The organism is Leifsonia sp. AG29, assembly GCF_009765225.1.
Classification (GTDB): domain Bacteria; phylum Actinomycetota; class Actinomycetes; order Actinomycetales; family Microbacteriaceae; genus Leifsonia.
Genome location: NZ_VMSF01000001.1, coordinates 1,045,462 through 1,057,052, shown reverse-complemented (window position 1 = coordinate 1,057,052; position 11,591 = coordinate 1,045,462). Strand labels below are relative to the sequence as shown.

The following is an 11,591-nucleotide window of genomic DNA, read 5'->3' as shown; positions in this document are numbered from 1 at the left end:
CGGCAGGTCAGCCGCCGGCGAAGATCAGCGGGTCCCAGTCGAGGATCCGGGACCGGTAGACGAGTCCCTCCGTGACGAACGGGTCACCGTCGCGGAACCGCTCCGCCGCCTCGCGCGACCGGAAGATCGCCATCGAGCCCTGCGCCTGAGGATCGCCGAAGGCGCCGATCATCAGCACGTCGCCCGAGGCGGCGAACTCGTCGAGGTAGGCGCGGTGGCGCGGATAGGCGGCCGCGATCCGGGCGAAGCGCTCCGGCGTGGACTCGGGGTCCGGGTCGTAGAACGAGACGGCGTACATGCGGCCAGCCTAGGCCGCGCACCGGCCGTCAGCGAGCGTCGGCGTCCTCGGAGTCCGCGGCGGCCTCGGAGTCCTCGGCCTCGTCGTCCTCGGTGCGGGGTTTGACGTAGGGGTCCTCGTCGCCGGCGTAGCTGGCGCTCGAGGCGAGGGAGGCCACCTCGGAGTCGCGCTGGCGCGCCTCCCGCAGCAGGTCCTCGATGTGGGCGGCGTTCTCCGGGATGGCGTCGAGCTGGAACTCGAGCGTCGGCGTCAGCCGGGCCGTGATGTTCTTGCCGACCTCGCTGCGGAGCATGCCGGTGGCGGCCTTCAGCGCCGCCGCCGTGTCGGTGCGCTCCTGCTCGCTGCCGTAGACCGTGTAGAACACGGTCGCGTGCTGCAGGTCACCCGTCACCTGGACGTCGGTGATCGTCACGAACCCCAGCCGGGGATCGCGGAGGCCGCGGTCGAGCCGGCGGGCGATGATCTCCTTGATCCGGTCCGCGAGCTTCCTCGCGCGTGCGGGATCGGCCATGGTGGTGTCTCCTTCCGGTGCGAGGGCTGCCGACGGCCGAAGCCGCCGGCAGCCCCACCGACTCAGGCGCGGGGCTTCTCCCGCATCTCGATCGTCTCGATCTCGTCGCCGATCTGGATGTCGTTGTACTTCCCGAGACCGATACCGGCCTCGAAGTCGGTACGGACCTCGGTGACGTCGTCCTTGAACCGGCGCAGCGACTCGATGGCGAGGTTGTCCCCCACCACGACGCCGTCGCGGATGACGCGCGCCTTGGCGTTGCGCGTGATCGTGCCGGACCGGACGATGACACCGGCGATGTTGCCGAACTTGGAGGAGCGGAACACCTCGCGGATCTCGGCGACACCCGACTGGACCTCTTCGAACTCGGGCTTCAGCATGCCCTTCAGCGAGTTCTCGATGTCCTCGATGGCGTTGTAGATGACCGAGTAGAACCGGACGTCGACGCCCTCGCGGGCGGCGCGCTCGCGGGCCTTCACGTCCGGGCGGACGTTGAAGCCGATCACGATCGCGTTGTCGATGGTCGCCAGGTCGATGTCCGACTCGGTGATCGCGCCGACGCCGCGGTGCAGGATGCGCAGGCTGACCGACTCGTCGACCTCGATCTTCATGAGCGACTCCTCCAGCGCCTCCACGGCACCGGACACGTCGCCCTTGATGATGAGGTTGAGCGCCTCGACCTTGCCCTCCTCGAGAGCCCGGGTGAAGTCCTCGAGCGAGATGCGCTTGCGGGCCTTGGCCAGCTGCGCGTTGCGCTCGGCGGCCTCGCGCTTCTCGGCGATCTGACGGGCGGTGCGGTCCTCCTCGGTGACGAGGAAGGTGTCGCCGGCGCGCGGGACGCTGGACAGACCCTGCACCTGCACCGGCCGGGACGGCGCGGCCTCGAAGACGGCGTCGCCGTTCTCGTCGGCCATCGCACGGACGCGGCCGTAGGCCGTTCCCGCGACGATCGCGTCGCCGACGCGCAGCGTTCCCGACTGGATGAGCACGGTCGCCACGGCGCCGCGGCCCTTGTCGAGCTTCGCCTCGATGGCGACGCCGCGGGCGTCCTTGTTGGGGTTGGCGCGCAGGTCGAGACCGGCGTCGGCCGTCAGGAGCACCGCGTCGAGCAGCTCCTGGATGCCGATGTTGTTCCGCGCGGACACGTCGACGAACATGACGTCGCCGCCGTACTCCTCGGCGACCAGGCCGAACTCGGTGAGCTGCTGGCGTACCTTCGCCGGGTTGGCGTCGGGCTTGTCGATCTTGTTGACCGCGACCACGATCGGCACCTCGGCCGCCTGGGCGTGGTTCAGCGCCTCGATCGTCTGGGGCATGATGCCGTCGTCGGCCGCGACCACGAGGATCGCGATGTCGGTCACCTGGGCACCGCGGGCACGCATGGCGGTGAACGCCTCGTGACCCGGGGTGTCGATGAACGTGATGGCGCGCTCGATGCCCTCGTGCTCGGTCCAGACCTGGTACGCACCGATGTGCTGCGTGATCCCGCCCGCCTCGCCGGCCACCACGTTGGCGTTCCGGATGGCGTCGAGGAGGCGCGTCTTACCGTGGTCGACGTGGCCCATGACGGTCACGACCGGCGGACGGATCTCGAGATCCTCGTCGGACTCGCCCTCGAGCTCGGCATCGAGGTCGATGTCGAAGCCCTCGAGGAGCTCCTTGTCCTCGTCCTCGGGCGACACGACCTGGATCTTGTAGCCCAGCTCATCGCCGAGCACCTCGAAGGTGGCCTCGTCGAGCGACTCGGTCGCGGTCGCCATCTCGCCCAGGTGGAACAGGACGGTGACGAGCGAGGCCGGGTTCGCGTCGATCTTGTCGGCGAAGTCCGAGATGGAGGCGCCGCGGCGCAGCCGGATGACGGTGCTGCCGTCGCCGCGGGGGACGCTCACGCCGCCCAGCGACGGGGCCTCCCGCATCTCGAACTCTTGACGCTTCGCGCGCTTCGACTTGCGGGCCTTGCTCTTGCCGCCGCCGCGTCCGAACGCGCCGGCCGTGCCGCCGCCCGGTCCGCGACCGCGGCCGCCGCCGGCCGGCCGGGGGCCGCCGAAGCCGCCACCGGGACGCTGGAAGCCGGTGCCGGCTCCCGCACCCGCGCCGCTGCCGGGGCGCTGCTGGAAGCCGGGACGGCCGCCGCCGCCCTGACGCGGGCCCGGACGGTTGCCACCGCCCTGACCGGGCGCGCCGATGCGCGGCGAGCCGGGACGCGGAGGCGTCGGCCGCGGGATGTTGCCGGGCGACGGGCGCTGGCCCATGCCCTGCGAGCTCGAGAACGGGTTGTTGCCCGGTCGCGGGGTGGACGGGCGCTGGCCCATCCCCTGGCTCGACGAGTACGGGTTGTTGCCCGGGCGCGGAGCGCTCGGGCGGGGGATGCTTCCGGCGCCGGGACGCGGGCCGGACGGCTTGACCGCGTCCGTCGACGCGGCGGGCTTCTGCTGGGCGCCCTGGTCGGCCGCCGCCTTCTCGGCGGCGGTCTTCTCGGCGGCGGCTTTCTCAGCAGCCGCCTTCTCAGCCGCGGCCTGACGCTCGGCGACCGACATCGGCGACTGCGGCTTGGGGCCGTCGCCCGCGGCGGGCGCGGGGGTCTGCGGGCGCGGCGCGCCCGGCTTCGGGGCCTGCGCCTGGGCGCGGGGAGCAGCGGGGGCGCCGCCGCCCTTCGCGCTGGTGTGCCCCTCGGCCTCCAGCGCGGCGCGCAGCTTGCGCGCCACCGGGGGCTCGATGCTCGAGGACGGTCCCTTGACGAACTCGCCCATCTCCTTGAGCTTCGCGAGCGCGACCTTGCTGTCGACGCCGAGCTCGCTCGCGACCTCGTGTACGCGTGGTTTTGCAGCCACAATTCTCCTGTCTGGGCCCACCCAGACAGGGCAGGCGTTAGTTGCGGACGGATCTCATTTCGAGCCGCTCATCGGTTGTCACTCATGTGAAGTCACTGCTTCTTCAGCCTGTCTATGAATGTGCGACCGGACGGTCGCGGTTCCGAGTGTCCCTTCGACCCGGAGGGCTCGCCCGAAGGCTCGCCGGTTCAGGGCTTTGTCGAGACACTCGTCGGTCGGATGCAGCCACGCGCCCCGCCCCGGAAGAGCGGCGGACGGATCCGCCACGATCTCCGAATCACGGGCGACGACCCTCAGAAGAGAGGACCGGGGAGCGCGAGAACGGCATCCGACGCACGTTCTGACAGCTACCATCTTACCCCTCCGGCGCACGGGCGCCGAACCACGGATGGAGCCGCCTTCCCATGCAACGCCGTGCGGACGCTTCCGATTCCCTGGACGCGGGCTCACTCCCGGTCGAGGATCGAATCCGGCTGGATGTCGATCTTGGCACCGGTCAGCTTGGCGGCGAGGCGGGCGTTCTGCCCCTCCTTGCCGATCGCGAGCGAGAGCTGGTAGTCCGGCACGAGGGCGCGCACGGCCTTCAGCGACTCGTCGATCACGAAGGCGCTCGTCACCTTGGCGGGCGAGAGCGCGCTCGACACGAACGTCGCGAGGTCCGGCGAGTAGTCGACGATGTCGATCTTCTCGTTGTTGAGTTCGGCCGTGACGGCTCGCACCCGCTGCCCGAGCTCTCCGATGCACGCGCCCTTGGCGTTCACGCCGGGCTCGGTGGCGCGGACGGCGATCTTGGTGCGGTGGCCGGCCTCGCGGGCGAGCGAGACGATCTCGACGACGCCGCTCGCGATCTCGGGCACCTCGAGCGCGAAGAGCTTGCGGACGAGCGCGGGGTGCGTGCGCGAGACGGTGATGGAGGGACCCTTCGGCCCCTTCGCCACGCTCGTCACGTAGACGCGGATGCGCGAGCCGTGCGCGTACTCCTCACCGGGGACCTGCTCCTCGGGAGGGAGGATCGCCTCCACCGTGCCGAGGTCGATGTGGACCATCCGCGGATTCGGCCCCTGCTGGATCACGCCGGCGACGATGTCGCCCTCGCGGCCGCGGAACTCGCCGAGCACGGCGTCGTCGGCGATGTCGCGGAGCCGCTGGTTGATCACCTGCTTGGCGGCGAACGCCGCGATGCGGCCGAAGTCGCTCGGGCTGTCCTCGGCCTCGCCGATGATGTTGCCCTCGTCGTCGCGCTCCGGGACGTAGACGGTGACATGCCCGGTCTTGCGGTCCAGGTGCACGCGCGCCGCGGGCGGCTGGTCGCTGTGCCCGTGGCGGTGGTCGGCCTGGTTGGTGTGCTTCAGGTAGGCGGTCAGGATCGCCTGCTCGATGATCTGCACCAGCTCGTCGAACGGGATCTCCTTCTCGCGCTCCATGAGACGCAAGACGCTGAGGTCGATGTCCATGCCGGCCTCCTCTATTCAGATCTCACCGCCGCGCGATCGGCGCGGCGGTATCAGTCATCTACGGTACCCGAGATTCCGTGCGCGGTGAACGCGCGTACCGTGTGGGGCATGGCCGGCCCCTCCCGAACCGCAGCCCGCGTGGAACGCCAGCCCGCCGTGCGCGCGCTCGCACGGGTCGGGCTGTTCGCCATCGGCGTGCTGCACATCCTCATCGGGATCATCGCCCTCTCGGTCGCGGCCGGGGCAGGTGGCGGCAGCGCCGACCAGACCGGCGCGCTCCAGGCCGTGACGAAGGTGCCGGGAGGCCTCTTCGTGTTGTGGGCCGTGATCGTGGGGCTGGTCTTCCTCGCCCTCTGGCAGATCCTCCAGGCGGTGACCGCTCACCGGCCGGCCGAGAAGGCCGTCGAGGTCGCCAAGTGCGTGCTCTACGCGGCGCTCGCCCTCATCGCGGTGTCCGTCGCCTCCGGGACCAGTCACAGCTCGTCCTCCCAGGACAAGTCGGCGAGCGCCAAGCTCCTGTCCGTGCCGGGCGGCGTCTTCCTCCTCGCGGCCGTCGGCATCGCGATCGTGGTGACGGGCATCGTCTTCATCCGCAACGGCGCGACCCACCGGTTCGAGCGCGACCTCCGGCTGCCGCCGAACCGGCTCGCGGGCGTCACCACCACGCTCGGGCGCGTCGGCTACATCGCGAAGGGCGTCGCGCTCATCATCGTGGGCGGCCTCGTCGTGTGGGGCGCGGTCGCGTCGGACCCCAGCAAGGCCGGCGGGCTCGACAGCAGCCTGAAGGAGCTGACGCGAGTCCCGTTCGGGGTCGTCCTGCTGATCCTCATCGCGCTCGGGCTCATCGCCTACGGCGCCTTCTGGTGCGTCCGCGCGTTCGCCTCCCGGTTGAGCGAGCCCTGATCGGCGCGCGCCGCCGTCACTCCGCCGCCGCGCCCGCGAACTGCGCGTTGTACAGGGTGTAGTAGGCGCCGCCGCTGGCCAGCAGCTCGGCGTGGGTGCCCTGCTCCACGATCCGGCCCGCCTCCATCACGAGGATGAGGTCGGCGTCGCGGATGGTCGACAGGCGGTGGGCGATCACGAAGGAGGTGCGCTCGGCGCGCAGCACGCTCATCGCCTTCTGGACGAGCAGCTCGGTCCGGGTGTCGACCGACGAGGTCGCCTCGTCGAGGATCAGCACGCTCGGCCGCGCCAGGAAGGCTCGCGCGATCGTGAGGAGCTGCTTCTCCCCCGCCGACACGTTCGATCCCTCATCGTCGAGCACGGTGTCATAGCCGTCGGGCAGCGTGCGGACGAAGCGGTCCACGTAGGTCGCCCGCGCGGCGTCGACGATCTCCTCCTCGGTGGCGCCCGGGCGCCCGTAGGCGATGTTGTCGCGGATCGTGCCCCGGAAGAGCCACGTGTCCTGCAGCACCATGCCCATCCGGCTCCGGAGGTCGTGCCGCGACATCAAGGCGATGTCGATCCCGTCGAGCGTGATCCGCCCGGCGTCGAGCTCGTAGAAGCGCATCATGAGGTTCACGAGGGTCGTCTTGCCCGCGCCGGTCGGGCCGACGATGGCGACCGTCTGGCCCGGCTCGGCGACGAGCGACAGATCGTCGATGAGGGGCTCCTCCGGCTCGTAGCGGAACGAGACGTGCTCGAAGGCCAGCCGGCCTCGCGTCGGCCGCGGGTGCTCGGGCTCCTCCGGGTCGCTCGACTGCTCGTCGGCGTCGAGGAGCTCGAACACGCGCTCGGCGCTGGCGACGCCGGACTGCAGCAGGTTGGCCATCGATCCGAGCTGGGTGAGCGGCTGCGTGAACTGCCGCGAGTACTGGATGAAGGCGGTCACATCGCCGAGCTGCATCGCCCCCGCCGCGACCTGGAGGCCGCCGACGACGGCGATCGCGACGTACATGAGGTTCCCGACGAACATCATGGCGGGCATGATCATGCCCGAGATGAACTGGGCGCCGAAGGAGGCGCGGTACATCTCGTCGTTCTTGGTCCGGAAGCGCTCCTCCACCTCGCGGTGCCGGCCGAACACCTTGACGAGCGAGTGCCCCGTGAAGGCCTCCTCGATCTGGCCGTTCAACTCGCCCGTGCTCCTCCACTGGGCGACGAAGAGCTTCTGGGAGCGCCGGGCGATCAGGCCCGTGATGACCAGCGTCAACGGGATCGTGATGAGCGCGATCACCGCCAGCAGCGGCGAGATGATGAACATCAGGACCGTGACGCCGACGACCGTGAGCAGGGAGGTGAGCAGCTGACTCAACGTCTGCTGCAGCGTCTGCGAGATGTTGTCGATGTCGTTCGTCACGCGGCTGAGCAGTTCGCCGCGCGGCATGCCGTCGAAGTACTTGAGCGGGAGGCGGTGGAGCTTCTCCTCGACGTCCTCGCGCAGGCGGTACACGGTCCGCTGGGTGGTCCCGTTCAGCACGTACGCCTGCAGGTAGCTGAACACCGAGGAGGCCACGTAGAGCGCGAGCACCCAGAGCAGCACGTGACCGACCGCGGCGAAGTCGATTCCGGCGCCGGGCGTGAACGTCGTGCCGGAGAGGATCCCGGCGAACTGGCCGTTCCCCGACGCACGGACCTGATCGATCACCTGCTGCTGCGTCATCCCCGCGGGGAACTTGCTCGAGATCCACCCCGCGAACACGAGATTGATGGCGTTGCCCAGGAGCTTCGGCCCCAGCACGGCGAACACCACGCTGGTGACGGCGAGCACGAACACGGCGCCGAGGGCGAGCCCCTCCGGGCGCAGCCGACGCCCGAGGCGCCGGGCCGACGGCCAGAAGTCCATCGACTTGTCACCGGGCATGGTCATGCCGCCGAACGGCCCGCCACCCGGTCCGCGGCGCGCCGGGGTCCGGATCGGAGCGGCGGGCGCGGCCGACGGTCCCGAGGGCCTTCCGCCGCCCGTGCGGGGCTGCGTCTTCTCGCTCATGCCGCCTCCTCCGCGCTCAGCTGCGACTCGACGATCTCCGCGTACGTCGCGTTGGTGCTGACCAGCTCGTCGTGCGTGCCCCGCCCGACGACCCGGCCGCCCTCGAGGACGATGATCTGATCCGCGTCGACGATGGTCGAGACGCGCTGCGCGACGACGATGATCGTCGCGCCCGCCACATCGCGAGCGAGCGCGGACCGGAGGCGCGCATCGGTCGCCGTGTCGAGCGCCGAGAACGAGTCGTCGAAGACGTAGATCTCCGGGCGTTTGACGAGCGCCCGCGCGATGGCGAGGCGCTGCCGCTGACCGCCGGAGACGTTCGTGCCTCCCTGCGCGATCGGCGCGTCGAGGCCGTCGGGCATCGCCTCCACGAAGTCCTTGGCCTGGGCCACCTCGAGCGCGTGCCAGAGTTCGTCATCGGTCGCATCGGGCTTGCCGTAGCGGAGATTGCTGGCGACCGTCCCCGAGAACAGGTACGGGCGCTGCGGGATGAGCCCGAACCGCGACCAGAGGAGCTCCGGGTCGAGTTCCGCGACGTCGACGCCGTCGACGAGGACGATCCCCGCTGTCGCGTCGAACAGCCGCGGGATGAGGTTGACGAGAGTCGTCTTGCCGGCACCCGTGCTGCCGATGACAGCCGTGGTCCGGCCCGCCTCCGCGAGGAAGGACACATCGGTGAGGACGGCGTTCTCGGCGCCCGGGTAGGAGAACCCGACGTCGACGAACTCGACCGTCCCGTGGCTGCGCAGCTCGGTGACCGGGTTGTCGGCCGAGTGGACGGACGGCTCGGTGCCGAGCACCTCCCCGATGCGGTCGGCGCAGACGGCCGCCCTCGGTACGAGCACCGCCATCATCGTCGACATCATGACGCCCATGAGGATCTGCATGAGGTACTGGAGGAAGGCGGTCAGCGTCCCGATCTGCATCGAGCCGTCGGCGACACGGAAGGACCCGAACCAGATCACGGCGACGCTCGAGACGTTGAGCACCAGCATCACGATCGGGAACATCAGTGCGAACAGCCGTCCCGCGCGGAGGGCCGTGTCCGTCAGGTCGGCGTTCGCCGCGGCGAACCGCTCGGTCTCGACCCGCTCCCGGACGAACGCCCGCACGACCCGGATGCCGCTGAGCTGCTCGCGCAGGACCCGGTTGACGCGGTCGATCCGCTCCTGCATCTTCCGGAACAGGGGCACCATGCGGGTGATGATCAGGGCCACCGCGATCAGGAGGACCGGGACGCTCACCGCGATGAGCCACGACAGCTGGATGTCCTGCTGCATGGCGAGCACGATGCCGCCGATCGCGAGGATCGGCGCGGAGACGAGCAGCGTGCACGTCATCATGACGAGCATCTGCACCTGCTGCACGTCGTTGGTGTTGCGGGTGATGAGCGACGGGGCGCCGAAGCGCGTCACCTCCCGCTCCGAGAACTCGCCGACGCGGTGGAAGATCGCCTCCCGCAGGTCCCGTCCGACGCGCATAGCGACCTTGGCGCCGAAGTAGACGGCCGTGATGGCGCAGGCGATCTGGAGGAGCGTCACCCCGAGCATCTGGGCCCCGACGGCGAGTATGTAGGAGGTGTCGCCCTTGGCGACGCCGTTGTCGATGATGTCGGCGTTGAGCGTCGGCAACCAGAGCGACAGCAGCGACTGGGCGAGCTGGAACACGACGACGCCCACGAGCAGCGGCCAGTGCGGACGAAGGGAACGGACGAGCAGTCTCAGGAGCACGGGTCCTCCTCGGAGGCGGAGTGGCCGGCAGGCCGCCTGCCGGCCGGGACGAGGGGTGCGGCGAACCCGGCCGGGAGCTCCCCGGCGATGCCCGTCAGCACGATGCGGGCCAGGTCGTCGATCGAGAACTCCTGCCCGTCGTTCAGTGCCGGGAAGGCCGACGAGAAGCTCACCAGCCGCAGGATGTGGGCCACCCGCTCCGGCGGCCAGTTCAGGGCGTCGGCCTCGGGGCGGAGCACCTCGGCGATGATGCGGGCGAACTCAGCGCGCTCCTGCGGGATGGGCGGGCGCTCACCGCCGATCACCGGCATGATGCGCATGACGCTCCGGAACCGTTCGCGGAGCAGGTACAGGATCGCCCGGACCTTGTGCTCGAGCGGGAGGGACGGGTCGATGGAGCGCAACGCCTCCCGCACCGGCTCGGGATCGAGGTGCTTGCGGATCGCCGCCTCGACGAGCGACTCCTTGTCGCCGAACGCGCGGAACACCGTCCCCTCGGCGACTCCGGCCGCCTCGGCGATCTGCCGGGACGTCAGGGCGCGGCCGTGCTCGAGCAGCAGCGGGATCACGGCGTCGACGATCATCGCCTTGCGCTCGTCGAGCGCGAGCGGTGCGGCGCGCGGTCGCGGCGTCTCGGTGGTCTGGGCCTCGGTCACGCGGCGAGTCTACGCTGAGTGAGTGCTCACTCAAAGCACTCAGCGCTGCGGGGTCACGCCGCCGCGAAGATGTCCGAGATCTCGCGCAGCTCGCTCTCGGAAGGGCGCCATCCGGTCGCCGCCTCGGCGTTCGCGACGATCTGCTCGGGGCGGGTGGCGCCGGCGATGACGCTCGTCAGGCCGGGCTGTGCGAGGAGCCAGGCGAAGGTGGCGCCGAGCATGGTCACCCCGCGCTCGTCGCAGAACGCCTGATAGCGGTCGATGCGGTCCCACGGCGCGGTGTCGAGCAGATGCTTGCGCTGACGCATGATCCGACTGTCGGCGGGTCCGCCCTCCCGACTGAATTTGCCGGTGAAGAGTCCGTTGTACAGCGGGAAGTAAGGGAGGAAGCCGAGCCCGTACGCGTTCACAGCCGGGAGAACCTCGCGCTCGGCCTCGCGCACGAGGAGGCTGTACTCGTTCTGCGCGGAGATGAAGCGCGGGTGGCCGCCGATGCGCGCGGTGAACTCCGCCTCGGCGATCTGCCAGCCGGCCAGGTTGGAGTGCCCGATGTACCGGATCTTGCCCTCGCGGATGAGGTCGTCGAGCGTCTCGAGGGTCTCATCGATCGGCGTCACCGGGTCCGGCCGGTGGAGCTGGTAGAGGTCGATCCAGTCGGTCTGCAGCCGCCGGAGGGACGCCTCCACCGCCAGCCGGATGTAGCGCCGGGAGGCGCGGACGCCCCAGTCGGGACCGTTGGCGCCGCCCATGTCCATCCCGAACTTGGTGGCGAGGACGATGCGCTCGCGCTTCCCCTTCAGGGCGTTGCCCATGAGCGTCTCGGAGAGCCCGCGCTCCTGGCCGTAGATGTCGGCGGTGTCGAAGAGCGTCACACCGGCGTCGATCGCCGCGTCGATGACGGCGTTCGTGCCCTCCTGCGTCTCGCTGGCCGTTCCGGCCCTGCCGAAGTTGTTGCAGCCCAGGCCGATCGTCGAGACGATGAGGCCGGACCCGCCCAGTGCGCGGTAGTCGATGTTCGCCATGGTCCGAGTCTAGGCAGCGGACCCCTCCCCCCGGGTAGCCGTGCGCCGCGACGCGTCGGGTGAGTGCAGTGTGGCGAGACGCGTGCGGTCGGGCGCCGGTGCGCACGTGTCCCGCGGCGCCGCAGACGTGCGGCCTTCCGCTCGCGGTGGGGGCGCCCCG

10 protein-coding genes are annotated in these 11,591 nt (G+C 70.4%); 1 reads left to right on the top strand and 9 read right to left on the bottom strand.

What is annotated here, in order from left to right:
* Positions 1–7: 7 nt before the first annotated feature.
* From FPT20_RS05130 to nusA, 5 genes are all read right to left on the bottom strand, one after another.
* Positions 8–298, bottom strand: coding sequence for a YciI family protein (locus tag FPT20_RS05130; RefSeq protein ID WP_158863228.1), 291 nt, complete (start codon positions 296–298; stop codon positions 8–10).
* Positions 299–326: 28 nt separating this feature from the next.
* Positions 327–809, bottom strand: a complete 483-nt coding sequence (rbfA, locus tag FPT20_RS05125) for a 30S ribosome-binding factor RbfA (protein WP_158863226.1) — start codon at positions 807–809, stop codon at positions 327–329.
* 62 nt (positions 810–871) lie between these two features.
* Positions 872–3,640, bottom strand: a complete 2,769-nt coding sequence (gene infB, locus FPT20_RS05120; RefSeq protein WP_158863224.1) for a translation initiation factor IF-2 — start codon at positions 3,638–3,640, stop codon at positions 872–874.
* Between the two features lie 78 nt (positions 3,641–3,718).
* Complete coding sequence (locus FPT20_RS05115) at positions 3,719–3,994, bottom strand: YlxR family protein (protein ID WP_158863222.1); 276 nt, start codon at positions 3,992–3,994, stop codon at positions 3,719–3,721.
* A gap of 92 nt (positions 3,995–4,086) precedes the next feature.
* Complete coding sequence (gene nusA / locus FPT20_RS05110) at positions 4,087–5,094, bottom strand: transcription termination factor NusA (protein WP_158863220.1); 1,008 nt, start codon at positions 5,092–5,094, stop codon at positions 4,087–4,089.
* A gap of 108 nt (positions 5,095–5,202) precedes the next feature.
* Here nusA and FPT20_RS05105 point away from each other — a divergent pair, with 108 nt between their 5' ends.
* Positions 5,203–5,997 carry a DUF1206 domain-containing protein gene (locus FPT20_RS05105; RefSeq protein ID WP_158863218.1) on the top strand — a complete coding sequence of 265 codons (795 nt, stop codon included), beginning with the start codon at positions 5,203–5,205 and terminating at the stop codon, positions 5,995–5,997.
* Between the two features lie 16 nt (positions 5,998–6,013).
* Here FPT20_RS05105 and FPT20_RS05100 read toward each other — a convergent pair whose 3' ends face one another.
* From FPT20_RS05100 to FPT20_RS05085, 4 genes are read right to left on the bottom strand one after another with little or no spacing between them, the layout of a single operon-like run.
* Positions 6,014–8,023: an ABC transporter ATP-binding protein gene (locus FPT20_RS05100; RefSeq protein WP_158863215.1), complete on the bottom strand. Its 2,010-nt coding sequence runs from the start codon at positions 8,021–8,023 to the stop codon at positions 6,014–6,016.
* Entirely contained in the window at positions 8,020–9,753 is a 1,734-nt protein-coding gene (locus tag FPT20_RS05095) for an ABC transporter ATP-binding protein (protein ID WP_158863213.1), read from the bottom strand. Before FPT20_RS05095 ends, FPT20_RS05100 begins: the two co-directional genes overlap by 4 nt.
* The gene (locus FPT20_RS05090) at positions 9,744–10,409 is read right to left on the bottom strand and encodes a TetR/AcrR family transcriptional regulator (protein WP_233265393.1); all 666 of its coding nucleotides are present in this window, start codon (positions 10,407–10,409) and stop codon (positions 9,744–9,746) included. The genes FPT20_RS05095 and FPT20_RS05090 overlap by 10 nt, the downstream gene beginning before the upstream one ends.
* Before the next feature lie 53 nt (positions 10,410–10,462).
* On the bottom strand, positions 10,463–11,431 hold the full coding sequence (locus FPT20_RS05085; protein ID WP_158863211.1) for an aldo/keto reductase: 969 nt from the start codon (positions 11,429–11,431) through the stop codon (positions 10,463–10,465).
* Positions 11,432–11,591 lie beyond the last annotated feature (160 nt).